Source organism: Paraburkholderia caffeinilytica, from assembly GCF_051027425.1.
Lineage (GTDB): Bacteria > Pseudomonadota > Gammaproteobacteria > Burkholderiales > Burkholderiaceae > Paraburkholderia > Paraburkholderia caffeinilytica_A.
On the sequence record NZ_CP186553.1, the window covers coordinates 1,334,770 to 1,361,123 of the forward strand.

Genomic DNA, 26,354 nt, shown 5'->3' on the forward strand with positions numbered 1-26,354 from the left:
CGCCACGGCGACGAAATTTATGAGCTTCTCGATAGACAGTCTCGATCATCTCGTTCTGAACGTCGCCGACGTGGAAGCCAGCGCGGCCTGGTATGCTCGAATACTCGGCATGCGGCGCATCGAGTTCGAGTCGCGTACCGGCACGCGCGTGGCGATGACTTACGGCAATCAGAAGATCAACTTGCGTCCGGCGGATGCGGACACGGTCGCGTGGTTCACCGGGCGCGAGCCGGTGCCGGGCAGCGCCGATCTATGCTTTATCACCACCGCGAGTTCCGCTGAGGTCAAAGCGCATTGGCTCGCTCAGGGTGTCGAGATAGAGGCCGGCCCGGTTGAGCGCGACGGCGCGCGCGGCAAGATGACGTCGGTGTATTGCCGTGATCCGGACGGCAATCTGATCGAGGTCGCGACCTATCCTCGCGCCTGAGCACGGCGGCGATACCGGCCACGCCGTGCAAAATCGGGCACTCGCCGAGCGCCTGGACACTTTTTCCTTCCCTTGAGACGGTGCGAATTGCGCTGTCCACACCGGCCCGCGCTTGGAAAAGGCGGGCGATGCACATATCCTCAGATGCAAAGCAGGGAACTGCGGCGGCCTGAGCGGGTCTGCTGCTTATTCATTTATAGGAGCTTCTCATGACGCGTCCCGTCGATTCCGGCGTCATCCTCATCGCGCGTATCGCCCTTGCCGTGCTGTTTTTGTGGGGTGGTGTGATGAAACTGCTGGGCTATGCGGGTTTCGTCGGCTATCTGCATTCCAAGGGTGTGCCGTTCGTACAGGTCGCCGCGCCGATTGCAACCGTGGTCGAGGCACTCGGCGGTCTGCTGCTGATCGTCGGCTTCAAGATCCGTCCGCTCGCGCTCATCATGGCTGTCTACACCGTGGCAACCGCGGTGCTGGGCCACGATTTCTGGAATATGACCGATCCCGCTTTGCAGCGCGATATGGTGATCCACTTCTGGAAAAACATCGGTATCGCCGGCGGTTTTCTGCTGTTGTTCGTGACCGGAGCGGGCCGTATCAGTATCGACGGCGCGCGTTCGCCCCGCAGCGGACTGAATCTCTGATCATGCAGTTGAGGGAGTCCGTGCCGGTTGCTTGTGATTCTGGTTGTAGTCAAGGGAGCAAATAATGATTCAAAGTTTTGAGCAAACCATTGGTGGCAAGGTCACGCAGTTATGTGCGAGTCTCGGCGAAGGACCGACACCGCATCGCGTCATCATCAGCCTTGCCGACTCAGCGAAAACATTGGTGGTTCTGGATGCATCCGGTCTGATCGGCACGATCAAGGCCGAAATCGAACAGCCGGACAAGCTGATCGCCGACGCAATCGTCAAGGCGCAAAACGAAGGACTGATCGAGCGCGCGATCGACACCGGCACGATTCAGGAAGCGTCGCTGTAAGCTGTGCAGCGGTAGAGCGAGTTTTATCGCGCACTGCTCGTGCCGTATTGGCGTCAAACAAGACCCCCGCGATGCTTACGCTCCGCGGGGGTCTTTTTTCGCACTCACGATGAAACGACGTGACACGCTAAGAGTGGTTCGGTGGTTCGGTGGTTCGGTGGTTCGGTGGTTCGGTGGTTCGGTGGTTCGACGATTCGCGGTTCGCAGTTTGGGAATTTGCGGTTCACCGGTTCACCGATTCACCGATTCGCGCCGGCCAACGCGATGAGACGATCAGCGCGACTCTGGAACCTGCCTGCCCCCAATCTTGTGCGGCTTCGGAGACGATGCGTGCGGCTCCGGATGCACAAGGCAGGCCATTACGCCACCGGCCACCAGCAGACCGACCGAGATGGCCGTCGCGGCCTGCATGCCCGAGACGATCTGCGTGGCGGCGGCACCGCTCGCCAACGCGCCGAACGCGGCTACACCCACCGCGCCGCCTGCTTGCCGGGCGGTATTGAGCACGGCGGACGCAATGCCCGCGCGCTCTGCTTCGACGGAGGCCAGCACGGCGGTCGTCATCGCCGGGACAGCAAGGCCCATTCCCGAGGGAATCAGCAGGAACGGCAGCAGCAGGCCGGCAAGCGGCGTAGACGCATCGACGAAATGCAGCAGGCCATACCCGAGTCCCGCGGTGATTGCGCCGGCGATCATTGGCACACGTACGCCGAAGCGCCCGACCACCCAGCCGCTCGCCACGTTCGAGAGCAGAAATCCGCCCGTCAGCGGCAGGAAGGCGAGGCCCGCCTGCAGTGGGGTATCTCCACGTACGCGTTGCAAATACAGACTCAGTACGAACACCATGCCGTAGTACGTCAGATTCACGCAGATGCCGAACAGCACCGCCGCGTTGAACGTGCGCTTGCTGAATAGCGAGAGCGGCAGCATCGGCGCCGCGACGCGTGCTTCCACGGCGATAAAGCTACCTGTTGCGATGAGCGCGGCTATGAACCCGCCGGCTACCAGCGGATGGTTCAGCCCCAGCGGCCGCAATTCGATCACGGCGGCCACGAAGGCGGTGAGCGCGACGATCGCAAGGGCCTGACCGCTCAGATCGATGCCACGCGGGATTGCTTTGGCGGTAGTCGACGCGGTTGTTGTGCTTCTAGCCGTAGTTGTCGCGCCAGTGTCCGCCGTCATCACAGTCCCCGTGCGGGTTCCAGTCCCAGTTCCAGTTCCAGTTCCAGTCGTAGTTGTAGTTGTAGTTGTAGCAGGAGCAGGAGCAGGAGCAGGAGCAGGAGCAGGAGCAGGAGCAGGAGCAGGAGCAGGAGCCGACTCTCGCGCGTCTTTCCGCGCGGATCCAGGCCGTGGCACCCAGAGCAGCGTTGCCAGGAAACCAGCTACGCAAATCGGCAGATTGACAAGAAAGATGCTGCGCCAACCGAACGCCGCAATCAGCAGACCGCCGACCACCGGTCCGGCCGCGATCGAAATCGCGCCCGCAGCGGTCCATAGCCCGACTGCGCGCGCCCGTAGCTTCGGATCGTGGCCGTAGGACCGGTTGAGCAGCGCCAGCGAGTTCGGCAACATGGCGGCGGCGCCAATGCCCTGTACCGCGCGCGCCGCGACCAGCATGGTGGCATCGAGCGCCAATCCGCAGGCGAGCGATGCGAGCGCGAACAGCACGATGCCGGCCGCGTACATGCGTCGCGTGCCGAGCCGGTCGCCGAGCGCGCCCGCCGACAGCATCAACACGGCGAAAGCGAGCGTGTACGCGTCGACGACCCATTGCAGCCCCGCGACATTCGCATGCAGGTCCGCACCGATCTTAGGCAGCGCGATGTTGACGATAGTCACGTCGAGTTGCGTGACGACGAAGCCCACGCTGACCGTCGCGAGAATGCGGCCGAGGGCGGGTGAGCGGGAAGTATTGGATGAGTTCATGAGAAACATCGTAGGCCGATGCAGCGCACGATGTTTCGATCCGGCGTGAAGTATGGATGTCGCCGAACCAGCCAGGGAGGCGGGGCATAAAGCCGATGCAAACAACCGATGCAAACAACGAACGGCGCACCAGGCGGTGCGCCATTGCGAAACAGCTCGATTAGCGCGTTTGCGGCGCGTCTTTGATAAACAGCGTAGTCAATGCGCCGACAATGCAGATCGCGCCGACATACAGGGGCGCCGCCATCGGGTTCGATTTCATCATCAGTGAAACGGCGATTGGCGTCAGGCCGCCGAACACCGCGTAGGCGACGTTATACGAGAACGAGATACCCGAGAATCGCACGACGGGCGGGAACGCCTTGACCAGCACGAACGGAATCGCGCCGATCACGCCGACGAAAAGCCCGGCCACGGCGTACAGCGGCACCAGTGCCGATGTATCGACCGCGAGCTGCTGGAACATCACGTAGTACGTCACGGCCAATGCCAGGCCGCCGATGAAAATCGTGCGTCCCGCGCCGATCCGGCCGGCGATCGAACCCGCCATCACGCAACCGATCGTCAGGCACAGCGTCGCCACGCAGTTCGCCAGCAACGCGGTGGCCGGCGCGATATGAAACTGCTTCTGCAGCAGCGTCGGCGTCATCAGAATCACTACGACGATCGCGGCCGACAGCATCCACGTCAGCAGCATCGACACGATCACGGCGCGGCCATGGTCGCGCAACACAGCCTTGAGCGGCACTTCCGCGGCGATGGCCTTGCGTTGCTTGAGCTCGGCGAACACCGGCGTCTCATGCAGCCAGCGGCGCAGATAAACCGAGAACATGCCGAACACGCCGCCCACCAGGAACGGAATGCGCCAGGCGTAAGCGGAGATTTCCGCGGGCACGAAGTTGCGATTCACCGCCGATGCGATCAGCGAGCCGAGCAGGATGCCCGCCGTGAGGCCGGCCGTCAGCGTGCCGCACGCGTAGCCGACGTGCCGCTGCGGCACGTGTTCGGAGACGAATACCCAGGCGCCCGGCACTTCCCCGCCGACCGCCGCGCCCTGCATCACGCGGAACAGCAGCAGCAATACCGGGGCCATCACGCCGATGCTGGCGTAGGTGGGCAGCAGACCCATCATCAGCGTCGGCACCGACATCAGCAGCACGCTCAGCGTGAACATGCGCTTGCGGCCGAACAGGTCGCCGAAGTGCGCCATGATGATGCCGCCGAGCGGCCGTGCCAGGTAGCCCGCCGCGAAGATGCCGAAGGTCTGCACCTGACGCAGCCAGTCCGGCATCGCGGCGGGGAAGAACAACTGGCCGATCGCCGGCGCAAAGAATACGAAGATGATGAAGTCGTAAAACTCCAGCGCCCCGCCGAGCGCGGCGAGGCCGAGAGTCTTGTAGTCGCTTCGCCCAAGAGGACGTGGGGTGACAGCCTGCGCTCCACCCAGATTTGTCGCTTGCATTGCTTGTATCTTGTCTTGAATTGGAAACCACACGTAGCGCGTGGAAATACGGCGGTCGTCAGGCGAGAAGTGTGGCAAGCGCTGGGTAGAGCACGGGACACCGGCGCGCCGGCCCGGGTAGGGCAGGCACGATGACGACAGGCGCCGGGCGGGGATTTTACAGGATGAAAGCCGTTTGCTTCGGGAAGTGCTTAATTAGATTGGAAAAAGTTCCTTAGGACGTGTCGTTTTGATGATGTGCTGGGGCGCAGTGATTGCGTGCCGTGCGAGCCGTCGCGCTCGAGTGTAGGAATGGTGCGCCCGCCTGTCGGAGTGGGGCGATTGGTACGCAAATTAGGAATGCTCCTATGGGATGGCCGGGGCGTCCCTCTGAGAATCGCGTCCAAGCTATCAGTTAAGAGTCATCTCATGCGCATTGCCATTCTTCAGCGTGACCCCGTCATGCGTCAGTCGATCGAAAAGATCCTTATGGGCGCCAGCCATACCTGCATGGCCTACGACGACGGTTTGACCATGTCGAAAGCGCTCGCCCGCTCCACCGTCGATCTGCTGATACTGGACTGGCAAGGCACGCGCCTGTCCGGCGCCGAGGTCCTGCGATCGGTGCGCGCCGTCGGCGGCGACCGGCTGCCGGTCGTGTTCGCATCGGCGGAGACGTCGGAGGAGAGCGTGGTGCGCGCCTTTGCCAGCGGGGCCGACGACTATGTTTCGCTGCCGTTGCGGCCGGGCGAGTTCCGCGAGCGCATCGCGGCGTTGCTGCGCCGCGCCTATCCGGACCGTTTTAGCAGCGCGAGCTTCGACGTGGGCCCCTACCATTTCGACACGCATCGCCAGCTCGTCATGCTGCGCGGCCAGCCGGTGCAGCTATCGGGTACGCAATACCGGTTGGCGTCGTTGTTCTTTTCCAATATCGGCCGCGTCATGTCGCGCGACCATATTTTCGCGATGGTGTGGGGCCGTGAATTTCGCGAGTTCACCCGCACGATCGACAGCCATGTGTCGCGCCTGCGTTTGCTGCTTGAGATCGAGCCGCAGAACGACTTCCGGCTGCAACCCGTTTACAAGAGCGGCTATCGGCTGCTGCATTTGCGGCAAGGTGAAGCGGCCGCGGAGCAGCAGGCGGCCTGACAAACCGGCACATCACCGGCCGCGCCGCGGCCGGGAGCGGTTACCCATCATCGTGCCGCAACTCAGACCTGCGGCAGCGCCGGCCGGGTTTCAATCGACTGGCGAATCAACGCTTCCACCGATTTGCGTTCGTCGCCGGCCAACGGAAGGCGCGGCGGCCGCACCGGCTCCGTACCAAGCCCGACGATCGTTTCGGCCAGCTTGATGTTCTGCACCAGCTTCGACGAGACGTCGAGCGCGAGCAGGGGCGCGAACCAGCGATAGATCGCCCGCGCTTCTTCAAGACGGCCGGCCTTCAGCAACTTGTAAATCACCACCGTCTCACGCGGAAACGCGCACACGAGACCGGCCACCCAGCCATGCGCACCCATCAGGATCGCTTCCATCGCGAGGTTGTCGACGCCGCACAAGATCGCGAAGCGGTCGCCGACCACGTTGATCAGATCGGTCACGCGCCGCACATCGCCGCATGATTCCTTGATCGCGACGATCTTCTTTTCATCGGCGATTTCCGCGAACATTTCGGGCGTCATGTCGACGCCATAGGCCAGCGGATTGTTATAGATCATCAGCGGCAACGCGCTGGCATCGGCGACGCTGCGAAAGTGATGCAGCGTTTCGCGCCGGTCCGACAGATAGCGCAACCCGGGCAGCACCATAAAACCGGCTGCGCCATGCCGGCTGCCGGCTTCGGCCTGGCGGCAGGCATCGAGCGTGCTGTTTTCGGCGATGGTCAGCAAAACCGGCACGCGTCCGCGCGATGCCTCGACCGCGATGTCGAGCACTTGCAGCTTTTCGTCCAGCGAGAGCGTCGACGCTTCGCCGAGCGACCCGCACACGATGATGCCGTCCACGCCCGCGTCGATCTGCGCCTCGATATTCTTGCCGGTCCATTCGCGGTCTATGCTGAAATCCGCGTGGAATTTGGTGGTGACCGCAGGTAATACGCCTTCCCAGATATGCGCCACGACTGCTCTCCTGATTGTGATGTGTCGAAGCGCAGTGTAAGCAGGGAAAATGCCGCCGTCTTGCGCGATTCGCGCGTGGTGGATGACGATTTCGGCATAGCGGTTATGCCGGTAAGCCAAGCAAGCTTGGGTGGGCCGACTATTTCAAGACAAAACGCAAACGGCGTTGAAGTTGTATGGAGCGGGTCGCGCGTGCGCATCTGAGTCCGGCCGACGTACGTTGTTCAGCCGTAGACTTTGCCTGTTTTCCGGGATCCACGCGTGAATATGCGGGCGTAAATATTGTGCTGAAATCGTCACAATCCACGCGTAAGCACACCAAGACTCCGAGGCCCGGCCTTCCTACCATGTGCATTATGAAAACCCTAGACATTATCGACTCGCACACCGGCGGTGAACCGACCCGCCTGGTGGTGTCGGGTGGCCCGGCGCTCGGCGGCGGCACGCTGGCGCAGCGTCTCGACGTGTTTCGCACGCATTTCGACGACTGGCGCGCCGGCATCGTCACCGAACCGCGCGGCTCGGACGTGGTGGTCGGCGGGCTGCTGTGCGAGCCGGACGACCCGGCGTGCGCGGCCGGCGTGATTTTCTTCAACAATGTCGGCTATCTCGGCATGTGCGGGCATGGCACGATCGGCCTCGTCGTCTCGCTCGCGCACATGGGGCGGATCGGGCCAGGGCGTCATCGGATCGAGACGCCGGTCGGCGTCGTCGAAGCAACGCTCAACGAGGACGGCAGTGTGGCGGTGCGCAACGTGCCGGCTTATCGCTACCGGCAGGGCGTGCAGGTGAGCGTGCCGGGCTACGGCATGTTGAATGGCGATATCGCCTGGGGCGGCAACTGGTTCTTTCTCGTCGCCGAGCACGGGCGCACGCTGGAGGCAGCGGGTATCGCCGAGTTGACCACGTTCAGTGCGGCCATCCGCGACGCGCTGATCGCGCAGCGCATCACCGGCGCGGACGGCGCCTTGATCGACCACATCGAACTCTTTGGACCCGGCTCGCGCGACGGCATCGACAGCCGCAGCTTCGTGCTGTGTCCCGGCAACGCGTACGACCGCTCGCCGTGCGGTACCGGCACGAGCGCGAAAATCGCCTGCCTCGCCGCCGACGGCAAGCTGGCCGAAGGCGCCGTGTGGCGGCAGGAGAGCATCATCGGCAGCGTGTTCGAGGCGAGCTATCGCGATGCCGGCGACGGCGTTTCGGTGATCCCGACCATCACCGGTCACGCGCACATCATGGCCGAAGGGCGTTTGTGTTTCGACGAGCGCGACCCGTTCGCGTGGGGCATCCGCACGGCATGATCGCGGACGCGCTGATCATCGGCGCCGGCATCGTCGGCGCGGCTTGCGCGGCGGAGCTGGCCGCGCTCGGCATGCGGGTCGAGGTACTCGACGCGCAGGGCATCGGCGGCGGCGCAACGGCGGCGGGCATGGGCCACATCGTCGTGATGAACGACTCGCCCGCGGAATTTGCATTGAGCCGCTATTCACGCGACTTGTGGCTGGCGCTCGCGCCACAACTGCGCACGCGCGACGCGTTCGCGCGTTGCGGCACGCTATGGGTCGCCGCCGACGATGAAGAGTGGCAAGCCGCCCGCACCATGCATGCCGCGTTCGAAGCACAGGGTGTCTCGGCACAACTGCTCGACGCGGCTGCGTTGCGGGCGTGCGAGCCGGCGCTGGCGGCATCGATGGCGGGCGGCTTGCGGATCGAGCACGACAGCGTCGTGTATGCGCCCACCGTTGCCGAGTGGCTGCTGACACAATCCTCAGGAGTCTCGAATATTCGTGTTCGGCTCGGCACACGGGCTGCCTCAGTCGATGCTGATGGCGTGACGCTTGCCGATGGCGAACGCATCGGCGCCGCGCATGTGATCGTCGCGAATGGTTTGGGCGCTCAGCAACTGCTGCGCTCGCTGCCGTTGCAGCCGAAGAAAGGGCATCTGCTGATCACGGACCGTTACCCCGAACTCATTCGCCATCAACTGCTCGAACTGGGCTACATCAAGAGCGCGCATCACGCGCTCGGCACCTCGGTGGCATTCAATGCGCAGCCGCGTCCAACCGGCCAACTGCTGATCGGGTCTTCGCGCCAGTTCGATACGACCGATCCTGTCGTCGACATGCCGGTGCTCGCGCAGATGTTGCAGCGCGCGGCGCACTATCTGCCGGTGCTGCCGACGCTCAATGGCATCCGCGCGTGGACCGGCTTTCGTGCAGCGTCGCCCGATGGTTTGCCGTTGATCGGTCCGGCCGGCGATTTTTCGCCCGGCGTGTGGCTCGCGGTGGGGCACGAAGGCCTTGGCGTGACGACCTCGCTCGCAACCGCAAAGTTGCTTGCCGCGCAAATCACTGGGAGCGTCGCGCCGATTCCGGTCGAGCCGTACTTGCCGGTTCGTTTTGCGCAAAAGGTGGCTCATGACTAGCGCCAATGCAGTACGTCTTCACTTGACGATCGACGGTAGAAGCGTCGCGGTCGAGGCGGGCACGACTGTGGCTGCGGCGCTCGTCATTGCGGGTGTGAGCGGCACGCGGACGTCGGTGAGCGGCCAGCCGCGCGCAGCACTGTGCGGGATGGGTGTGTGCCAGGAGTGCCGCGTCACGATCGACGGCCGGGCCCATGCGTTGGCGTGCCAGACGCTTTGCCGCGAGGGGCAGGTGGTTTGCACGACTTTCGCTGCGGCTACGGCTACGGTGACTAACGCGGCCTACGTATCCAACGCTACCAACGCGACGAGCGAATCCAGCGAATCCAGCGAATCCAGCGAATCCAGCGCAAACGGCGCAAACGGCGCAAACGCCACCACCACCACAGGCCCGCGATGAATCAGCACTTCGATATCGTCATCGTGGGCGCCGGTCCAGCCGGGTTGAACGCCGCACAGGCAGCGGCACGCGAGGGCGCTACGGTCGCGCTGCTCGACGACAATCCGCGCGCCGGTGGCCAAATCTGGCGGCAAGGTCCTGGCCATTCGCCGCAAGCGCCGCTGCAAGGCCTGCTCGCTGCCTTGAAGACGCGAACCAACATCACCCTTTTTCCGTCGACTCGCGTGATTGCGCCGATGAATCCACGCGGTTTGCTGCTTGAATCGGCCGAACATGGTGGCTTGTCGATCACCTACGACAAGTTGATCCTCGCGACCGGCGCGCGCGAGCGTCTATTGCCGTTCCCCGGCTGGACGCTGCCCGGCGTGACCGGTGCGGGCGCACTGCAGGCGCTCATCAAAGGCGGCATGCCGGTGCGTGGCGAACGGATCGTGATTGCAGGCAGCGGTCCTTTGCTGATCGCCGCGCTTGCCACCGCACGTGCTGCCGGGGCGCAGGTGGTAGCGGTCGTGGAGCAGGCTTCGGCGCTCGAGGTCGCCCGATTCGGCATCTCCCTGTTGGCCGAACCAGCGAAGTTGCGACAAGCCGTTGCCATGACGCGCGGCTTCGCGGGCGTGCGTTACTGGACCGGCAGCATGGTGCAGCAAGCTGCTGGCGATGGCCGCGTCGAGTGCGTGATTATCCGGCGAGGTCAACGCGTGTCGACGCTCGACTGCGACCGCATCGCGTGCGGTTATGGACTCGTGCCGAACATCACGCTTGCGCAGGCGCTCGGCTGTGCGATCAGCGAAGCGGGCGAGATCGTCGTCGACGGTGAGCAGCGGACTTCGATCGACGGCGTGCTGGCGGCAGGCGAATGCACGGGTGTCGGCGGCGCGGAACTGGCAGGTGTGGAAGGCGAGATCGCGGGCCTGTTCGCGAGCGGAGCTTCAGCAAGCCACACCGCGCTGGATTCGCAACGAGCGCGATGGCGGCGCTTCGGTCGGCGCGTCGAAACGGCCTTTGCCTTGCAGGCCGCCGCGCGTACGCCGCCCGACGATGCCACGCTGCTTTGCCGCTGCGAAGATGTCAGCGTCGGCGAAGTGCGCGCCTATCCGGATTGGCGCGAGGCGAAGCTGCATACCCGCTGCGGAATGGGCGCATGCCAGGGACGAATCTGCGGCGCCGCGGCCGGCCTGTATTTCGGCTGGAGCGCTGCGATGCCGCGCCCGCCGTTCAGCCCGGCGCAAATCGGCACGTTGATGGCGGCGAGCGGCGAGCAGCCGCCGGCTGAATGACGCCGGTATCGACGGCACGCAGGGTGGATATTGTCAGCGGCTGCTCGGCCCTATAATCGACCGCAGGCGCTACGTCGCGTAATGCGCAGGTGAAATACCGACACACGTATGGCAACGGCAAACGCGTCGGCGAATGTTCGAGTAAAGCTACCGGCAACCGCACGGGCGAGTGTCCCGACAAAGCACGGATTCACCAACGAACGCATAACCGCAACCGCAACCGCAACCGCAACCGCAACGACCACGGAACCCGCACGATGAACACGCTGGCTCATCCGCTCGAACCGGACGACGCAACGTTGTCCGGCATGCTGTCGCATTTCACGCTGCTCGAGCCCGTGTTCGACGCGATGCCGGACGTCGTGTTCTTCGTCAAGGACGCGCATGCCCGCTATGCGCTGGTCAATCGCACGCTGGCTTCGCGCTGCGGCTTCAAGGAAAAGACCGCGTTGCTCGGCAAGACCGCCGAGGACGTCTTCCCGCGCCGCTTCGGCCGCATCTATACCGCGCAGGACGAAGCGATCATCAACGTCGGCAGCCAGATGATCGATCAACTGGAACTGCATCTGTATCCCGGACGTCAGCCGGGTTGGTGCCTGACCTGCAAGCAGCCGTTGCGTGATCCGGCGGGCAAAGTGGTCGGCCTCGCCGGCATTTCCCGCGACCTGAAAGCGGACGAAAGCAGTCATCCCGCCTACAGCCGGCTGGCCGCCGTGGTGCAGTCCATCCAGGATAACTACGTGCAGCCGCTGAATCTGAAACAGCTCGCCGCGATGGCGGATATGTCGGTGGCGCAGCTGGAGCGCTATTTTCATAAAGTGTTTCATTTGACGCCGCGCCAGGTGTTGCTGAAAACGCGGCTGGACGCGGCCACTGCGCTGCTGGTTTCGCACGACAAGGTCACCGACGTCGCCGCGCTCTGCGGCTACACCGACCACAGCGCCTTTACGCGCCAATTCAAGGCGACCGTCGGCGTCACGCCGACCGAGTACCGGATGCTGCTGCACGGAACCTCGCGAAGCTGAGCTGCCCGCACATGGCTCGTCGCAAGCATCATTACTACGTCTATGTCGTCGCGCTGGACGACAAGGTCTGGAACGAGGCGCGCTTTCGTCGCGCGAATCCGGATTACCGGTTCGACAAGCCTTGCGTGTACGTGGGAATGACGGGACTGGACCCGGATCTGAGATTCGACCGGCACAAGGCCGGCATTCAGGCAAATCGCTATGTGCGCGATTACGGCCTGCGTCTCATGCCCGAGTTGTATGAAGTGTTCAATCCCATGCCTTACCGCGGCGCACAGGATATGGAAGTGGAGTTGGGGATTGGACTACGCGAAGCGGGATACGGCGTATGGCAGGCGTAACTAAAATGTAAAACGCGCATGTAAAACGCGCGTTATTTCACGCCCAGCCCGCGCAGCACTGCATTGCCTTCAGGCGTCAGACGGATATGCGAGCCGCCAGCGTCGCCGGAGACCGTTTCGATCAAGCCGGCTTCGTGAAGCTGCGGAATCTCGGGTTTCGCGGATGCGTCGATCGGTGCGTGCAGCAACAGCAGCAACGTCGCCAATTCATGGTGGCTCAGCAGACGGCGCAGAATTGTGGGCCGCTTCGCCGGTGCCGGCGTGTCATTCGTGTTGTGGTCGGGCTGGTTCATGGAGCGCACCTTGTGCGGGATAGTGTCGAACGGATCATGCTGATGAAGTCTTAAACGATTCTTAAGACCCATTGTCCTGTAACACAGTGACACGAAGATGGCACCGGAACAAGTTACCGATCGTTACACTTAGGCAATTGTTACTCTAGTTCGCCTCACGGTGCGCAGGTTTTACTTGCTGACTCGATCCAGAGATTGTTCACGTGGCGCTTGCCCGCATAGAAACGGTAAGTTGTCGCGCCATTGTCGCTGCGCACCTTAACGATATTCGAATCGCCGAAGTCAAGCATCTGGCCTTGCGGAATTGCCGTGGACTTGAACGCCGCGTTGTGGCTGGTTGCCACTTGCGTCAGGCAGGCAACCACATCGTTGACCGAACGCTGCGTGGTGGTGTCCGTGACCGGTTCACCGGCATCCGGATTCTTCTGGAAGTACGCGCAAGCGCTGAGAAGCAGGGGAACTGACAGGACTACGGCAAACTTCTTCATATCTCTCCTGGCGTTTCATTCGGCCGACGATGCGCGCGGCACCCACATGGGACAGAGTGCGCACGGCGCCGGACCGCGGATTAAGCGCCATTATATCGGTGCGGTGTGCCCGCTTGAGTCGATACAGCACGGGCCGTGCCTGATTTGCTCGAATCCGCCGACCGCCGACCGCCGACCGCCTATTTCCGGCGCTGCGCCTGCGCTGCCAGCCGCACAGCCGCATTGGCTGCGCCATAGCCGTCATAGCCACCGCGCCGTTCGACGATCTCCATGAAGAAACGCTGATCCAGTTGTTCGGTGTAAGCGTGGAAAAACTCGCCGCCGCGTTCGTCCCGGTCGTACAGGATGTTGTACGCGCGCAGTGCCTCGAGCGTTTCGTCCGGCAGCGCATAGCGCGCGGCGAGGTCGTCGTAGTAATTGCGCGGGATGCGCAGCACCGGCAAACCGTCGGCGACAAATTCGGGAATCGCGCTGAAGATGTCGCTGGTGCTGAACGCGACATGGTTCAGGCCCGAGCCATGGTAAGTGTGCAAAGCCTCGGCCACTGCCGTGTGATGGTCCACGGACGCGTTCAGTACGATGCGCACCGACCCGTCACGACTGCGCAGCGCGCGGCTGCGCACCAGCCCGTACGGGTCGGGCACCAGCACGCCCGGCTCGGCCTGGAAGCCGAACGCGGTCCGCAGAAACAAAACCCATGTATCCAGCGAAGGCGCCGGCACCGACAGACAAACGTGGTCGATGCGCGTGAGCGGCCCCACTTCGGTCGGACCGTTGACGTCGGTGAGCACGAAATCGGCTTCGAACAGGGTGGGCTGGTCTGGCGTTTCGTCGACGAAATAGTTCAGGCTGCCGTCAGGCGCCTGCACGGCGGGCAGCACGCGTTCGTTCGGGCCGATCTGGCCGGAGAACGGCGCGTAGCCGAACCCGGCGGCGCGCTCGAACGCCTGATTGGCGTCGTCCACGCGAAACGCCGACGCGCACAGCGACAACCCATGCTGCTGGAAAAAGGCGTTGGCAAACGAATCCGGTTCGGCATTCAGCACGATCGAGGCCGCGCCGTGCTGAAACAGCGTCACATCTTTCGAACGATGCTGGCCTGCCTGCCGGAAGCGCAGCTTGCCGAGCCAATCGACGAGGTGCGCGCGGGTGGTGTGGTCGACCGCGAACTCGAGAAACTGGTAGCCGACGTGCGCGGGCGCAGCGGGCGACTGATAGAGCCCGCCGACCGGTTGCTGCGTGGCTTCGAGCCGTGCGCGAGTCTGTTCTTCGAGGAACAGCAGCGAGCGATGGCCGTCCGCCGCGGTGATCGTAGTCGGCGCGGCGCGAAAACCGTCGTTGAAAATTTCGAGCGAAAGCGGCCCTGTGTAGCCGGTTTTCACGACCTGCGCGGTGAAGCCCGCCAGATCGAAATCGCCCTGGCCCGGGAAGCAGCGGTAGTGGCGGCTCCATTCGAGCACGTCCATGGCGAGTTTCGGCGCATCGGCGATTTGTACGAAGGCAATGCGATCGCCGGGAATCTCGGCGATCCCGTCCACCGTATCGTTTAACGACAGCGTGTGAAAGCTGTCGAGCACAAGCCCAAGATTCGGATGATTCACCGCGTTGACGAGCTTCCACGCATGGCGGTAGGTCTTCACATGCTTGCCCCACGCGAGCGCCTCATAGCCGGCGATCACGCCGGCCGCTCCGGCCGCGCGGGCCAGTTCGCCCAGTTGGTCGGTCATCAGCGAATCGTCGCCGATGGTGTCGGGCGAGACGTTGCTGCACACCAGAATCCGGTCCGTACCCAATTCGTGCATCACGTCGAATTTGCGCTTCGCCCGATCCAGATTGCGTTCGAGGCGCTCCGGGCTCACGCCGTCGAAATCGCGGAATGGCTGGAACAGCATGATCTTCAGCCCGAGATCCTCGGCGATGCGTCGCACGTCGGCGGGAGAGCCGTCGAAATACAGCAGATCGTTCTCGAAGATTTCGACGCCCTCGAAGCCCGCCACCTGAATTGCGGTCAGCTTCTCGACAAGGGTTCCGCTGATCGACACGGTGGCAATCGAACGTTGCATGAACGGCTCCTGCAAAAACAATGAAACGGCTGTTGGGACTACGCGAAGCAGCCGCTGTGACGCACCCGCAAACCTTGTGCTTCGCCATGCTGCAATGCGCAAAATGGTCTAGCTGGTTACCTGCAATGAGAAACACACAAGCTGGAAATGCCCACACTAACCGGAATTCTCGACAGTTTATACAAACTAACTAGATGGTACAAATTCGTATAAACCCCGAATGACGATTGCGGTCAATGCGCGCACACTGCGATCACGTTGTAGAGCCACGGCGCATGCTGTGGCCCGCTTTATGCCTTATTTCTGCAGGAGTGGTTGTCATGAGTTTTGCATCTGTGCTGGTCCTCAACGGACCGAATCTCAACCTGCTCGGCACGCGCGAGCCCGCCATCTATGGCTCGGAAACGCTGGACGACGTCGCGAAACTTTGCAGCGATGCGGGTGAGCGGCTGGACCTGTCGGTCGGCTTCTGCCAATCGAACGCCGAGCATCAACTCATCGACTGGCTGCATGCGGCGCGCGACAAGGTCGACGGCATCGTGATCAATCCGGCGGCTTACACGCATACCTCGGTGGCGATTGCCGACGCGCTCACCGCGATCGAAAAACCCGTCATCGAAGTGCATATTTCGAACGTGCATCGCCGTGAAGCGTTCCGGCATCACTCGTACGTGTCGGCGGTGGCCGAGGCGATCATCATTGGCTGCGGCACGCAAGGCTATGTGCTCGCGCTGGAGCGGATGGCGACCATCCTCAAGAACCGGGCGGCTAAATGAACGCGCAGGTGAACACACAAGCGGCCACGCAAACGGGCGCCGGATCGTTTCTCGTCGGTCTGATCGGCGCGGGTATCGGCGGATCGCTCAGCCCCGCGATGCATGAGGAAGAGGGCAGCAAGCTCGGCCTGCACTATGTGTATCGGCGCATCGATCTGGAAGCGTTGAAGCTCGACCTCACGGCGCTCTCCGATTTGCTCGTCGCCGCCGAACGCATGGGCTACAACGGATTGAACATCACGTATCCGTGCAAGCAGGCTGTGATTCCGCTGCTCGACGAACTCTCCGACGACGCGCGCGCACTCGGCGCAGTCAACACGGTTCTGTTCAAGGACGGCAAGCGTATCGGCCACAACACCGATTGGTCCGGCTTCGCCCGCGCGTTTCAACGCGGCTTGCCTGACGTATCGCTGGAGCGCGTCGTGCAACTGGGCGCGGGCGGCGCGGGTGCAGCGGTCGCACATGCCGCGCTGACCATGGGTGCGCAAACGCTCACGCTATTCGACGTGGACGCCGGGCGCGCCGCATCGCTTGCCGCGGAATTGCAGAAGCGTTTCCCGGCATCGACCGTCAATGCAGGCAACTCGCTGGCCGAATCGCTTGCCGCCGCCAACGGCCTGATTCACGCGACGCCCACCGGTATGGCGAAATTGCCCGGCTTGCCGTTGCCGGCCGAATTGCTGCATCGCGACTTGTGGGTATCGGACATCGTCTATTTCCCGATTCGCACCGCGCTGCTGCAGGCCGCCGAAGAACTCGGCTGTCGCACGTTGAGCGGCGGCGGGATGGCGGTGTATCAGGCGGTCGACGCGATGCGTATCTTCACGGGCCTCGAACCCGACGCCGAGCGCGTTTACACGCACTTCCAGTCCTTGTTGCAACGCCCCTAAGGAAGTCCCAGCCCTGAAGGACGTCCCCTTTCGGAGATGGGGGACGCTAAGCCGGTAGCACGCGAGCCGTACACAACCGGCGCGCAAACCCGGCACACAAACCAGATTGAGGAGACAGAGCGATATGCCGCAACCTATTCATTCCACACCCGCCGGCGGGACAAGCCAGGCGAATGCCGCGGCGAGCACCGTGCGTCGCTCGAAAGCCCGCTATCAGGTCCTCGGGCTACTGGCCGTCGGCACGATGATCAATTATCTGGACCGCACGGTGCTCGGCATCGCGGCGCCGCAGCTGACCAAAGAACTCGGCATCAACGCCGCGCTGATGGGACTGCTGTTTTCCGTGTTCTCGTGGAGCTATGTGGCCTCGCAAATTCCGGGCGGTCTCTTTCTCGACCGCTTTGGCAGCAAGCTCACGTATTTCCTGTCGATGACGTTCTGGTCGCTCTGCACGCTCGCGCAAGGGCTCGTGCATGGCATCGGCGCGTTGTTCGTGTTCCGGCTCGGCCTCGGCGTCTCGGAAGCGCCGTGCTTTCCGACCAATAGCCGCGTGGTGGCCACCTGGTTTCCGCAGAGCGAACGCGCGATGGCGACCGGCACGTACACTGTCGGCGAATATATCGGCCTCGCGTTTTTCAGCCCGTTTCTGTTCATGTTGATGGGCACGTTCGGCTGGCGTTCGCTGTTCTACGTAGTGGGCGGCGTGGGTCTCGTGTTCGGCGTGATCTGGTGGATGTTCTATCGCGAGCCGCGCGATCATCCGTCCGCCAATCAGGCGGAGCTCGACTATATCGAAGCAGGCGGCGGTCTGACGCATAGCAGGAAGGACGCTGAATCTTCCGGCGCGGCTGGTACGGCGGCTGCAAGTGCCAGGAGCGGCTTCGAATGGCGCACCATCGGACGCCTGCTCAAGCATCGTCAGCTCACGGGGATCTGTCTCGGCCAGTTCGCCGGCAATTCGACGCTGGTGTTCTTCCTCACGTGGTTCCCCACGTATCTCGCCACCGAACGCCATATGGCATGGCTGAAGATCGGCTTCTTCGCGATCATGCCGTTCATTGCCGCGTCGATCGGTGTGATGTTCGGCGGCCTCTTCTCCGATTGGCTGCTGCGTCGCGGCAAGTCGGCGAATGTGGCGCGCAAGCTGCCGATCATCGCCGGCCTGCTGCTCGCGTCGACGATCATTCTCGCCAACTATGTCGAGAGCAACGTGGTGGTGATCGCGATTCTGTCGGTGGCGTTTTTCGCCCAGGGGATGGCGGCGCTGGGCTGGACGCTGGTCTCGGACATTGCGCCCGAAGGCCTGCTCGGCGTGACCGGCGGCATCTTCAACTTTGCCGCCAATCTGGCCGGTATCGTCACGCCGCTGGTGGTGGGTTTCATCGTCGCGGCAACCGGCTCGTTTGTCGGCGCGCTGGTGTTCATCGGCGCGGTTGCGTTGATCGGCGCGCTGTCGTACATCTTTATCGTCGGCGATATCAAGCGGATCGTGCTGGTGGATTGAGCCGCGCGGCTTGATCGAATAGCTTGCGCAAAAAAAGCGGGACCTGGTGTTAGCCAGGTCCCGCTTTTTCGTTTCAGGCTCGTTTCAGGTTCGTCTCAAGCCGCGCCTCAGTCTTCCTTGCGCACGAAACGCAGCACGGCGTCGACGATCATCGCGCGATGACGCGCACGCAGGCGCGGGTGCGACGGATCGCGGCCGAACGCCGTACCGAAGGTATGGCGATTGCCGATGCGGTGAAAGCACAGCGAGCTGATCATCAGGTGCAGGTCGATCGCATCGACGTCGCTGCGGAACAGTCCTGCCGCGATGCCGCGCGAGAGCAGATCTTCGATCGTATGAATAACGGTGACGTTGCGGCCTTTGAAGCTCTTCACCTGCTCGACGTATTTCGCGCCGTTGATATTCTCGATCGTGATGAGGCGGACGAAATCGCGCTGACGGTCGTGATAGTCGAACGTGAACTCGACCAGCGCGCGCATGCCCTCGACCGGATCGAGTTCGCTGACGTGCAGATCCTGTTCGAGCGCGCGAATGTCGCCGTACACTTTTTCCAGCACCGCCTGGTACAACCCTTCCTTGCTGCCGAAGTAGTAGTACAGCATGCGCTTGGTGGTGTTCGTGCGCTCCGCGATCGCGTCGACGCGTGCGCCGGTCAATCCCATCGCGGAGAACTCCTGCGTCGCGACGTCGAGGATGTTGCGCTTCGTCTGTTCGGGATCGTACTTACGTCGGGCGTCGGTACGCGGAGCGTTGGACGCGGTGCCGTTGGTATCAGGCTCGGCGGCCTTGCTTCCCTTTTTCATTGTGTATTCGAGCGGCAGTGACGGCGCATTCTAGCATGGCAAAACCTGCCTCCGGAGCAGGTCACGGGCATAAGCGGCGGCGTATTGCGCGGCGCATCGAGTAGCGTCACGGCGGATGGCATCAAGGCGTCGGCCGGGCCGGGGAGCGCCGGGCGGCGAGTGCGTCACGCGTCTGCATGACGGTGTAGGTGAGTTGCGCGGCCGCGAGGCCGAGCGCGCCGTAGGCCGGCGTCAGGCCGAAGGCCGCGAACGCGTCGGGCACCGGCCGTTCGCCGGAGATGGCCGCCGCCAATAATTCGCCTGAGACGGTGGTGGGCGCCATGCCGTGACCGCCGAAGCCGACCGCGTACCAGACGCCGTCGGCGCTGCGGCCGATTTGCGGCATCTTGTGCCGCGCGTAGCTCATCAGGCCGCCCCAGGCGTGTTCGATACGCACGCCGTGTAGCTGCGGATAGACTTTCAGCAGATCGCGCCGTAACAGCCGCGCGATGACGTCGGGAGCGCGGTCGCGAACCGAGATGCGGCCGCCCCACAGGATACGGGTGTCGGGTAGCGGGCGGTAATAATCGAAGGCGAAGCGGGTGTCGTAGACCGCGGCGCGGGTGTCCATCGCCTCTTTCAGGCGTGCGCCGAGCGGCTCGGTGGCCATCACGTAGGTGGCGATCGGCAGCACCGCGCGTTCGACTCGTGCGTAGACGTTGCGGGCGTAGCCGCCGCCTGCCATCACGACGTGGCGTGCTTCGAGCGCGCCGTGCGGCGTATGCACCACGAACCCGGCGCCTTCAGGCCGGGTGTCGATGCGTTGGACGCCATTGCGCCGTGCGCCGTCGTGCCGGGCGCCGATGCGCCGGGCGCCGTCGCGCTGCAAGCGCACAACCGGCGATTTTTCGTGAATCTGCACGCCCGCGCTTGCCGCCGCGGCAGCGACGCCGAGCACATATTTCAGCGGATGGAAGTGGAACGCGTTGCGCTCGAACAGACCACCGTGATAGCGGTTCGTCTTCAGTTGCGAGGCGAGCTCCGCGGCCGCAATGGGTTCCCACTCGACGCCGAACGACTCCCGCATCAAACGCCGCTGCGTGTCGAGTCTTGCCGGTTCATCGAACCAGTTGGCGAGGATTACGCCGGCATCGGTCATATCGCAATCGATGCGGTAGCGCTGGATACGTTTGCGCATCAGATCGACGGCGTCGGTTGTCAGCGTATAGAGTTCGCGCGCGCGGGCCGGCCCGAGGGTTTTCAGCAGGTCCGCGCAATCGAGGCTATAACCGCCGAACACAAAACCGCCGTTGCGCCCGGACGCGCCGAAGCCGACCTGCTCGGCTTCGAGCACAGCGATGTCGGCGACGCCGCGTTCGGCGAGTCCCAACGCGGTGGACAAACCCGCGAGGCCCGCGCCGATGATGCAGACGTTGACGCCCCGCCGGCCGGTTAGCGGCGTGTAAGCGGGCGAGTGCCCGGCGGAGCGGTTGACGGTGGCTTCGTAAAAACTTTGCATGGGGGTTAGGGTAACGGCAATGTCGCGCCCACGTCCAGCCATCGCGCGATGACTGCGCAGGGATACCCCAAAAAAAAAGCCGGCATCCGCAACAAAGCGCATGCCGGCCGTCACCTTGCCGCTGGCGCTGTCAGGCAGCATGCCGAGCGGGACCGTGAGAACTTCGGCGATCTCGCTTGTCGTTCTTTTGTAGGCTTCCGGTTGCCCCCGGCAGCTTTGGACTGACCTTAGCCGCCCCAGCGCAACACCAGCGGATCGAGCCGCCGCGCAACTTTCAGCAAGCCTGCACGCGTGGCCGGATGCATCGGCGGCAATGGATGGCGCACCGCGTCCGATCGAATCACGCCGCCTTCTTTCATCAACGCCTTGCACGAGGCGAGGCCGCCCTGGCGGTTTTCGTAGTTGATGAGCGGCAGCCATTGCTGATAATGCGCGGCAGCCGCTTCCGTGTCGCCCGCCGCATAGGCGTCGACGATCAACCGGATGCCGTCCGCGTAACCGCCGCCGGTCATCGAACCGGTTGCGCCCGCATCGAGATCGGCCATCAGCGTGATCGCTTCTTCGCCATCCCACGGACCCACCACGGCGTCGCCGCCCAGCTCGATCAGTTCGCGCAGCTTGTTCGCCGCTTGCGGCACCTCGATCTTGAAGTACGACACGTTCTGCAGTTCACGCGCCATGCGCGCGAGAAATGGCGCCGACAGCGCCGTGCCGCTGACCGGTGCGTCCTGGATCATGATCGGAATCCCGATGGCGTCGGACACCGTGCGATAGAACTCGTAAATACCGCGCTCGCCGATGCGGATCGTCGCGCCGTGATACGGCGGCATGATCATCACCATCGCGGCGCCCGCGGTTTGCGCGCTGCGGCTGCGTTCGGCGCACTGGTGTGAGCTGAAATGCGTGGTCGTGACGATCACCGGCACGCGGCCGGCGACGTGTTCGAGCACGAGGTGCATCAGCGTGTTGCGCTCGTCGTCGGACAGCGCGAATTGCTCTGAGAAGTTCGCCAGAATGCACAGGCCGTTGGAGCCCGCGTCGATCATGAAATCGATGCAACGTTTCTGGCCTTCGAGGTCGAGACGGCCGCTCTCGTCGAAGATGGTCGGGGCGACGGGGAACACGCCGCGCATTGGAACAGGGGTAGGTGTCTGGGTCATGGTGGTGGGCGTTCTGCCGAGGTGAGGTGATGACGTGGCGAGGCGTGGGTTTTTGAATGTCTCCGCCGCTGACTATACGGCGGCGTGCGTGGCGGGTATATTGAATTGTTTCCATCTTGTGATCGCTTTTGCGACTCACCCAGCCGCCGCCCGGCCATCCATGAAAGACACCCTGAACATTCTGCTGTCGAGATTGCGCATGAAGCAGTTGCAATTGCTGATCGCACTCGACGACCACACCTCGCTGCACAAGGCCGCCGGTGCGATGTCGATGACGCAATCGGCTGCGAGCAAGGCGTTGCAGGAGCTGGAGTCGATGTTCGAGGCGCCGCTCTTCGAGCGCTCGAAGAGCGGCATGATTCCGAACCAGTTCGGCCACTGCGTGATCCGCTATGCGCGGCTCGTGGCGACGGATTTGACCGCGCTGTGCCAGGACGTCGCCGAGATCCGCTCGGGGCGCGGCGGGCGTCTCGCGATCGGCGCGATCATGGGCGCGATTCCGGAATGCGTCGTGCCGGCGTTGAACGATCTGCATGCCGGGCAGCCGGGTTTGTCGATTGAAGTGGTGGAAGACACGAGCGCGCGCATGCTGTCGCAACTCGACCAGGGCCGGCTCGATCTGGTGATCGGCCGTGCTGCGGTTGCCGCCGATCCGTCGAAATATCACTATCGTCCGCTGGGAGACGAGCCGTTATCCGTGGTGGTGGGTTACGGCCATCCGCCATTGCCGAGGAAGGAGGTGAAGCTGCGTGACCTGGCCGGCCACCGCTGGGTCATGTATCCGTCACATATGCCGTTGCATGCGTTGCTCGAACGGGAGATGGATCTGGCGGGTCTCGAGATGCCGGACAACCCGATCTCCACCGCCTCTACCTTCGTGACGGTAGCGCTTCTGCAAAGCAGTGCCGATCTGGTTTCGCTCCTGCCGACCGCGATCGCGGAATTGTTCGTGCGGCAGAAAATGTTGCGTTTCGTACCGGTCAAATTAAAGTCGCCTTCGCAAACTTTCGGCGTTGTGACGCGCAAAGGCGGCGTGCTGTCGCCGCCGGCTGAGCAATTCATCGAGTTGCTGCGTGAACGGACAGTGGAGCAGGCGGCGGCGCCGTTGCGGAATCAGGTGATAAAAAAGCAAAAAGCGCAAAAAACCGCCTGAAACAGCGATTCTTCGAATCCCGCAAGACGTCCAATATCTCACGCCGTTCGACGCTCCGCCATGCCCTGCGATTGCGGTGTTGCGGCGGCGACACTCTCGGGTAAATCCGAACCGATTGCACGCTCGCGTTCCGCGCTACACTTGATTGAAGGTGCGCCAGAATCAAGAGCATGGCGCACGCTCGGGGAGAGCAGCCATGAATCGGCCACTGATTCGGTTACCGCTTCGTACGACAGGCACGGCGCCTGTCAGGAAGTGGCTCAAATGGGGGCTGGCAGCGGCTTTTCTGCTTGCGCTGGCTCTCGCGGCCCGTTTTGTTCAGATCGAGATAGAAACCTCGCGATTGCAGGCGCGCTATCTCTCGGAACTGACGCGCGATGTGGGTTTTTCCGTCGCCGATGGTCCAAGTCATTCCATCCGATTCCCTCAGACAGACAAAGGCCCTTACGACAGCCGCCTCGGCTACGCGCTGCTGCCTTCGTTCCAGCAGCGATTGCTTCAACGCGGGTTTGAAATCAGCGCACAGTCGCGTGATTCCGAACGCATGCTGTCGCTGGCGGATGACGGTTTATTCATTCCTTACGCCGAAAAAGATCAGGCGGGGCTGCAACTCTTCGACGGCACCGGCGCGCCGCTCTTTGGCGCCCAATTTCCGGGCCGTATTTATAGCAGCTTCGATTCGATCCCGCCGCTCGTCGTCAATTCGCTGCTGTTTATCGAAGACCGCTATCTGCTCGATCCGGATCAGCCGAACCGCAATCCGGCAATCGACTGGGGGCGCTTTAGCCGGGCGCTAGTCGATCAGGGCGCGCGCGTATTCAACCGCCATCAGTCGACGCCGGGCGGCAGCACGCTCGCCACCCAGATCGAGAAGTTCCGCCATTCGGCGGGTGGGCGCACCGCAACGCCGCCGGAGAAATTGCGGCAAATCGCATCGGCCTCGGTACGCGCCTATCTGAACGGCCCGCAGACCATGCCCGCGCGCCAGCAGATCGTCGTCCACTATCTCAACTCGGTGCCGCTTGCCGCGCAACCGGGCATCGGCGAAATCAATGGGATTGGCGACGGTCTGGCCGCCTGGTACGGTCGCGATTTCAACGACGTCAACCGCATTCTCAAAGCGCCGCCGACTCAGGAAAATCTCGCGGAGCAGGGCGTGGCGTTTCGCCAGGTGCTCTCGCTGATGATCGCGCAACGTGCGCCGTCGTATTTCCTGCACCACGGCTATGCCGAACTTGAACGTCTGACGGATAGCTATTTGCGGCTGTTGGCGAACGGCGGTGTCATCACGAGCGCGCTGCGTGATGCCGCGCTATCCGCGCAAGTGGACCTGCGCCGCGCGCCCAACGCTACGCAGAACGCGGACTCGTTCGTGTCGCGCAAGGCCGTGACGTCGATGCGCTCGCATCTGCTGGCGGCGCTCGGCATTCCGAGTTTCTATGAACTCGACCGGCTCGACTTGCAGGCCAAGGGCACGCTCAATAATGCCGTGCAGCAGGCCGTGAGTGAGCGCCTCGCCGCAGCCGGGACGCGCGACGGCGCGAAAGCCGCGGGGCTGGTCGGCTTTGAAATGCTGCGCGCCTCCGACGATCCGTCGAAAATCGCCTATAGCTTCACGCTGTTCGAACGGCGTGACGGCGCAAACCTCGTGCGCGTGCAAACCGATAGCGTCAACCAGCCATTCGACATCAACTCCGGCGCGCGGCTGAATCTCGGTTCGACCGCAAAAATGCGTACCGTAGTGACGTATTTGCAGATCGTCTCCGATCTGCACACGCGTTATGCTCCGCTGAGCACTGCGGAACTGAAGGCCGTGAAACCCGATCCGAACGACCAGCTCACGCGCTGGGCGCTCGATTATCTGACGCATACCTCGGATCGCTCGCTGCAAGCCATGCTCGATGCGGCCGTGGAACGCAAATACTCGGCGAGTCCGGGCGAAACGTTTTACACGGGCGGCGGCGCGCAGACCTTCAACAACTTCGATTCCGACGACAACAGCCGCATTCTCACAGTGCACCGCGCTTTCCAGCACTCGGTGAATCTGGTGTTCGTGCGGCTGATGCGCGATATCGTCCACTACGAGATGGTGCAGACCACCGGACCGTCGTCGCAATGGTTGGGCGATCCGGCGATCCGCAAAATGTATCTCACGCGTTTCGCCGATCAGGAAAGCCGCGTGTACATGAATCGTTTCTACACGAAGTACCACGGCAAAACATCCGACCAACAGTTGGCCTTGCTGCTGCTCGGTGTGCGTAAATCGCCGCCTAAAGTGGCCACGGTGTTGCGCAGCGTCGCACCGGACGAGTCAAATGCGTGGTTCAACGCGAAGATGCGTGCCGCGTTGAAGAACACGCCGGCTGCCTCCATATTGGACGATGAAGATCTCGCCAATCTGTACGACAAATATGCGATCGACCGCTTCAATCTGAACGATCGCGGCTACATTTCGAGTGTGCATCCGCTGGAACTGTGGACGCTCAACTATCTGCGCACGCATCCCGATGCGACGCTCGACCAGATGCAGAAGGCGAGCCACGACGTGCGTCTTTCGACTTATTCGTGGCTCTTCAAGACCCGCTATCACGCCACCCAGGATCGCCGCATCAAGCGGATGGTCGAACTGCGCGCGTACGATGCGATCGGCAAATCATGGCAGGCGCTCGGTTATCCGTTCGCGACGCTCACGCCTTCGTACGCGGCGGCGATTGGCGCATCGGGAGACCGGCCGGCTGCGCTCGCGCAACTGATCGGCGTGATTACCAATGGCGGCAACAAAGTGCCGACCGAAAGTCTTACGCAACTCGACTTCGCGAAAGACACGCCGTACGAAACGCATTTCCAGCGCGCGGCGGTCGCGCCGCAACAGCAGATATCGCCGGAGATCGCCGGGGTCGTCAAGGGGCTGTTGCGTGATGTCGTATTAGGCGGTACGGCTAAGCGTCTCGCGCAGGGCATGACGTTCCCTGACGGTCAGACACTCGAGGTTTATGGCAAGACCGGCACCGGCGATCAACGCTTCAATGTGTGGGCCAAAGGCGCGCGCCTGATCGAATCGCGCAAGGTGAACCGCAGCGCGACCTTCGTGTTTGCGATGGGAGACCGCTTCTATGGCACGCTGACCGCTTACGTGCATGAACCGTATGCGGCCCGCTACGATTTCACCAGCGCGCTGTCGGTGCAGTTGCTGAAATCGCTCGCACCGGTGTTGCAGCCGTTGCTGAAGAATCCGCCTGCCAAAACTGCTTCCGTTGAGAAGGTGGCTGCACAATGAGCGGTGGGATATCACCGGCAATGACCGCATGATGGTCATGAAGGACCATGACCCGATGAGCAAACGTACGTACGCTGCAAACCCGCGCG

Annotated in this window: 23 protein-coding genes and 1 pseudogene; 15 read left to right on the plus strand and 9 right to left on the minus strand. The window is 62.9% G+C overall.

All coding sequences use genetic code 11. The features are described 5' to 3' along the window. Window positions 1-19: 19 nt before the first annotated feature. The 3 genes from ACOSV0_RS26470 (at window position 20) to ACOSV0_RS26480 (ending at window position 1,405) form a co-directional block, all read left to right on the plus strand. Window positions 20-427 carry a VOC family protein gene (locus tag ACOSV0_RS26470; protein ID WP_434115107.1) on the plus strand — a complete coding sequence of 136 codons (408 nt, stop codon included), beginning with the start codon at window positions 20-22 and terminating at the stop codon, window positions 425-427. 209 nt (window positions 428-636) lie between these two features. After that, window positions 637-1,068, plus strand: coding sequence for a DoxX family protein (locus ACOSV0_RS26475; protein ID WP_434115109.1), 432 nt, complete (start codon window positions 637-639; stop codon window positions 1,066-1,068). A gap of 64 nt (window positions 1,069-1,132) precedes the next feature. Then, window positions 1,133-1,405 (plus strand): hypothetical protein, encoded by a 273-nt coding sequence (locus ACOSV0_RS26480; RefSeq protein ID WP_434115110.1) that lies wholly within the window; start codon window positions 1,133-1,135, stop codon window positions 1,403-1,405. 273 nt (window positions 1,406-1,678) lie between these two features. On the opposite strand, the gene ACOSV0_RS26485 is transcribed toward ACOSV0_RS26480, so the two are convergent. Together ACOSV0_RS26485 and ACOSV0_RS26490 are read right to left on the minus strand one after the other, a co-directional pair. Next, the gene (locus tag ACOSV0_RS26485) at window positions 1,679-3,331 is read right to left on the minus strand and encodes an MFS transporter (protein ID WP_434115111.1); all 1,653 of its coding nucleotides are present in this window, start codon (window positions 3,329-3,331) and stop codon (window positions 1,679-1,681) included. 160 nt (window positions 3,332-3,491) lie between these two features. After that, the gene (locus ACOSV0_RS26490) at window positions 3,492-4,793 is read right to left on the minus strand and encodes an MFS transporter (RefSeq protein ID WP_434115112.1); all 1,302 of its coding nucleotides are present in this window, start codon (window positions 4,791-4,793) and stop codon (window positions 3,492-3,494) included. A gap of 408 nt (window positions 4,794-5,201) precedes the next feature. Here ACOSV0_RS26490 and ACOSV0_RS26495 point away from each other — a divergent pair, with 408 nt between their 5' ends. Continuing rightward, window positions 5,202-5,921 (plus strand): response regulator transcription factor, encoded by a 720-nt coding sequence (locus ACOSV0_RS26495; RefSeq protein ID WP_434116152.1) that lies wholly within the window; start codon window positions 5,202-5,204, stop codon window positions 5,919-5,921. 62 nt (window positions 5,922-5,983) lie between these two features. Here the strand turns inward: ACOSV0_RS26495 and ACOSV0_RS26500 are convergent, their stop codons facing one another. After that, the gene (locus ACOSV0_RS26500; protein ID WP_434115114.1) at window positions 5,984-6,889 is read right to left on the minus strand and encodes a dihydrodipicolinate synthase family protein; all 906 of its coding nucleotides are present in this window, start codon (window positions 6,887-6,889) and stop codon (window positions 5,984-5,986) included. Between the two features lie 347 nt (window positions 6,890-7,236). On the opposite strand from ACOSV0_RS26500, the gene ACOSV0_RS26505 reads away from it, so the two are divergent. The 6 genes and pseudogenes from ACOSV0_RS26505 to ACOSV0_RS26530 all read left to right on the plus strand — a co-directional run bounded on the left by ACOSV0_RS26505 (window position 7,237) and on the right by ACOSV0_RS26530 (window position 12,360). Beyond that, complete coding sequence (locus tag ACOSV0_RS26505) at window positions 7,237-8,193, plus strand: 4-hydroxyproline epimerase (protein ID WP_434115116.1); 957 nt, start codon at window positions 7,237-7,239, stop codon at window positions 8,191-8,193. Next, window positions 8,190-9,317, plus strand: coding sequence for an NAD(P)/FAD-dependent oxidoreductase (locus tag ACOSV0_RS26510; protein WP_434116153.1), 1,128 nt, complete (start codon window positions 8,190-8,192; stop codon window positions 9,315-9,317). Before ACOSV0_RS26505 ends, ACOSV0_RS26510 begins: the two co-directional genes overlap by 4 nt. Continuing rightward, window positions 9,310-9,561, plus strand: a pseudogene (locus ACOSV0_RS26515) ((2Fe-2S)-binding protein); the annotation flags it as partial. The gene ACOSV0_RS26510 and the pseudogene ACOSV0_RS26515, both read left to right, overlap by 8 nt. Window positions 9,562-9,713: 152 nt before the next feature. After that, window positions 9,714-10,994, plus strand: coding sequence for an FAD-dependent oxidoreductase (locus tag ACOSV0_RS26520; RefSeq protein WP_434115118.1), 1,281 nt, complete (start codon window positions 9,714-9,716; stop codon window positions 10,992-10,994). 257 nt (window positions 10,995-11,251) lie between these two features. After that, the gene (locus ACOSV0_RS26525) at window positions 11,252-12,019 is read left to right on the plus strand and encodes a helix-turn-helix domain-containing protein (protein ID WP_434115119.1); all 768 of its coding nucleotides are present in this window, start codon (window positions 11,252-11,254) and stop codon (window positions 12,017-12,019) included. Between the two features lie 11 nt (window positions 12,020-12,030). Then, window positions 12,031-12,360 carry a hypothetical protein gene (locus ACOSV0_RS26530; protein ID WP_434115121.1) on the plus strand — a complete coding sequence of 110 codons (330 nt, stop codon included), beginning with the start codon at window positions 12,031-12,033 and terminating at the stop codon, window positions 12,358-12,360. A 32-nt stretch (window positions 12,361-12,392) separates the two neighbouring features. On the opposite strand, the gene ACOSV0_RS26535 is transcribed toward ACOSV0_RS26530, so the two are convergent. The 3 genes from ACOSV0_RS26535 to ACOSV0_RS26545 form a co-directional block, all read right to left on the minus strand. Then, window positions 12,393-12,653 (minus strand): hypothetical protein, encoded by a 261-nt coding sequence (locus tag ACOSV0_RS26535; RefSeq protein WP_434115122.1) that lies wholly within the window; start codon window positions 12,651-12,653, stop codon window positions 12,393-12,395. Window positions 12,654-12,808: 155 nt separating this feature from the next. Beyond that, complete coding sequence (locus ACOSV0_RS26540) at window positions 12,809-13,141, minus strand: hypothetical protein (protein WP_200651445.1); 333 nt, start codon at window positions 13,139-13,141, stop codon at window positions 12,809-12,811. A 179-nt stretch (window positions 13,142-13,320) separates the two neighbouring features. After that, entirely contained in the window at window positions 13,321-15,204 is a 1,884-nt protein-coding gene (locus ACOSV0_RS26545) for a bifunctional sugar phosphate isomerase/epimerase/4-hydroxyphenylpyruvate dioxygenase family protein (protein WP_434115124.1), read from the minus strand. Between the two features lie 320 nt (window positions 15,205-15,524). Here ACOSV0_RS26545 and aroQ point away from each other — a divergent pair, with 320 nt between their 5' ends. From aroQ to ACOSV0_RS26560, 3 genes are all read left to right on the plus strand, one after another. Beyond that, window positions 15,525-15,980: a type II 3-dehydroquinate dehydratase gene (aroQ, locus tag ACOSV0_RS26550; protein WP_434115126.1), complete on the plus strand. Its 456-nt coding sequence runs from the start codon at window positions 15,525-15,527 to the stop codon at window positions 15,978-15,980. Beyond that, complete coding sequence (locus ACOSV0_RS26555; RefSeq protein WP_434115128.1) at window positions 15,977-16,870, plus strand: shikimate dehydrogenase; 894 nt, start codon at window positions 15,977-15,979, stop codon at window positions 16,868-16,870. Before aroQ ends, ACOSV0_RS26555 begins: the two co-directional genes overlap by 4 nt. Before the next feature lie 124 nt (window positions 16,871-16,994). Beyond that, window positions 16,995-18,374, plus strand: a complete 1,380-nt coding sequence (locus ACOSV0_RS26560) for an MFS transporter (RefSeq protein ID WP_434115130.1) — start codon at window positions 16,995-16,997, stop codon at window positions 18,372-18,374. A gap of 107 nt (window positions 18,375-18,481) precedes the next feature. On the opposite strand, the gene ACOSV0_RS26565 is transcribed toward ACOSV0_RS26560, so the two are convergent. The 3 genes from ACOSV0_RS26565 to ACOSV0_RS26575 all read right to left on the minus strand — a co-directional run bounded on the left by ACOSV0_RS26565 (window position 18,482) and on the right by ACOSV0_RS26575 (window position 21,835). Beyond that, a complete protein-coding gene (locus ACOSV0_RS26565) occupies window positions 18,482-19,177 on the minus strand; it encodes a TetR family transcriptional regulator (RefSeq protein WP_434115132.1) in 696 nt (231 codons plus the stop codon). A gap of 121 nt (window positions 19,178-19,298) precedes the next feature. Beyond that, entirely contained in the window at window positions 19,299-20,675 is a 1,377-nt protein-coding gene (locus tag ACOSV0_RS26570; RefSeq protein WP_434115134.1) for an NAD(P)/FAD-dependent oxidoreductase, read from the minus strand. A 227-nt stretch (window positions 20,676-20,902) separates the two neighbouring features. Continuing rightward, the gene (locus tag ACOSV0_RS26575; RefSeq protein WP_434115135.1) at window positions 20,903-21,835 is read right to left on the minus strand and encodes a dihydrodipicolinate synthase family protein; all 933 of its coding nucleotides are present in this window, start codon (window positions 21,833-21,835) and stop codon (window positions 20,903-20,905) included. A gap of 160 nt (window positions 21,836-21,995) precedes the next feature. On the opposite strand from ACOSV0_RS26575, the gene ACOSV0_RS26580 reads away from it, so the two are divergent. After that, complete coding sequence (locus tag ACOSV0_RS26580) at window positions 21,996-22,988, plus strand: LysR family transcriptional regulator (protein ID WP_434115137.1); 993 nt, start codon at window positions 21,996-21,998, stop codon at window positions 22,986-22,988. A gap of 196 nt (window positions 22,989-23,184) precedes the next feature. Continuing rightward, window positions 23,185-26,265 (plus strand): transglycosylase domain-containing protein, encoded by a 3,081-nt coding sequence (locus tag ACOSV0_RS26585; protein WP_434115138.1) that lies wholly within the window; start codon window positions 23,185-23,187, stop codon window positions 26,263-26,265. Window positions 26,266-26,354 lie beyond the last annotated feature (89 nt).

Bases quoted from the DNA above. Each gene is read 5' to 3' on its own strand.
- ACOSV0_RS26470 (WP_434115107.1), top strand. From the start codon at position 20: ATGAGCTTCTCGATAGACAGTCTCGATCATCTCGTTCTGAACGTCGCC.
- ACOSV0_RS26475 (WP_434115109.1), top strand. From the start codon at position 637: ATGACGCGTCCCGTCGATTCCGGCGTCATCCTCATCGCGCGTATCGCC.
- ACOSV0_RS26480 (WP_434115110.1), top strand. From the start codon at position 1,133: ATGATTCAAAGTTTTGAGCAAACCATTGGTGGCAAGGTCACGCAGTTA.
- ACOSV0_RS26485 (WP_434115111.1), bottom strand. From the start codon at position 3,331: ATGAACTCATCCAATACTTCCCGCTCACCCGCCCTCGGCCGCATTCTC.
- ACOSV0_RS26490 (WP_434115112.1), bottom strand. From the start codon at position 4,793: ATGCAAGCGACAAATCTGGGTGGAGCGCAGGCTGTCACCCCACGTCCT.
- ACOSV0_RS26495 (WP_434116152.1), top strand. From the start codon at position 5,202: ATGCGCATTGCCATTCTTCAGCGTGACCCCGTCATGCGTCAGTCGATC.
- ACOSV0_RS26505 (WP_434115116.1), top strand. From the start codon at position 7,237: ATGTGCATTATGAAAACCCTAGACATTATCGACTCGCACACCGGCGGT.
- ACOSV0_RS26510 (WP_434116153.1), top strand. From the start codon at position 8,190: ATGATCGCGGACGCGCTGATCATCGGCGCCGGCATCGTCGGCGCGGCT.
- ACOSV0_RS26520 (WP_434115118.1), top strand. From the start codon at position 9,714: ATGAATCAGCACTTCGATATCGTCATCGTGGGCGCCGGTCCAGCCGGG.
- ACOSV0_RS26525 (WP_434115119.1), top strand. From the start codon at position 11,252: ATGAACACGCTGGCTCATCCGCTCGAACCGGACGACGCAACGTTGTCC.
- ACOSV0_RS26530 (WP_434115121.1), top strand. From the start codon at position 12,031: ATGGCTCGTCGCAAGCATCATTACTACGTCTATGTCGTCGCGCTGGAC.
- ACOSV0_RS26535 (WP_434115122.1), bottom strand. From the start codon at position 12,653: ATGAACCAGCCCGACCACAACACGAATGACACGCCGGCACCGGCGAAG.
- ACOSV0_RS26540 (WP_200651445.1), bottom strand. From the start codon at position 13,141: ATGAAGAAGTTTGCCGTAGTCCTGTCAGTTCCCCTGCTTCTCAGCGCT.
- ACOSV0_RS26545 (WP_434115124.1), bottom strand. From the start codon at position 15,204: ATGCAACGTTCGATTGCCACCGTGTCGATCAGCGGAACCCTTGTCGAG.
- aroQ (WP_434115126.1), top strand. From the start codon at position 15,525: ATGAGTTTTGCATCTGTGCTGGTCCTCAACGGACCGAATCTCAACCTG.
- ACOSV0_RS26555 (WP_434115128.1), top strand. From the start codon at position 15,977: ATGAACGCGCAGGTGAACACACAAGCGGCCACGCAAACGGGCGCCGGA.
- ACOSV0_RS26560 (WP_434115130.1), top strand. From the start codon at position 16,995: ATGCCGCAACCTATTCATTCCACACCCGCCGGCGGGACAAGCCAGGCG.
- ACOSV0_RS26565 (WP_434115132.1), bottom strand. From the start codon at position 19,177: ATGAAAAAGGGAAGCAAGGCCGCCGAGCCTGATACCAACGGCACCGCG.
- ACOSV0_RS26570 (WP_434115134.1), bottom strand. From the start codon at position 20,675: ATGCAAAGTTTTTACGAAGCCACCGTCAACCGCTCCGCCGGGCACTCG.
- ACOSV0_RS26575 (WP_434115135.1), bottom strand. From the start codon at position 21,835: ATGACCCAGACACCTACCCCTGTTCCAATGCGCGGCGTGTTCCCCGTC.
- ACOSV0_RS26580 (WP_434115137.1), top strand. From the start codon at position 21,996: ATGAAAGACACCCTGAACATTCTGCTGTCGAGATTGCGCATGAAGCAG.
- ACOSV0_RS26585 (WP_434115138.1), top strand. From the start codon at position 23,185: ATGAATCGGCCACTGATTCGGTTACCGCTTCGTACGACAGGCACGGCG.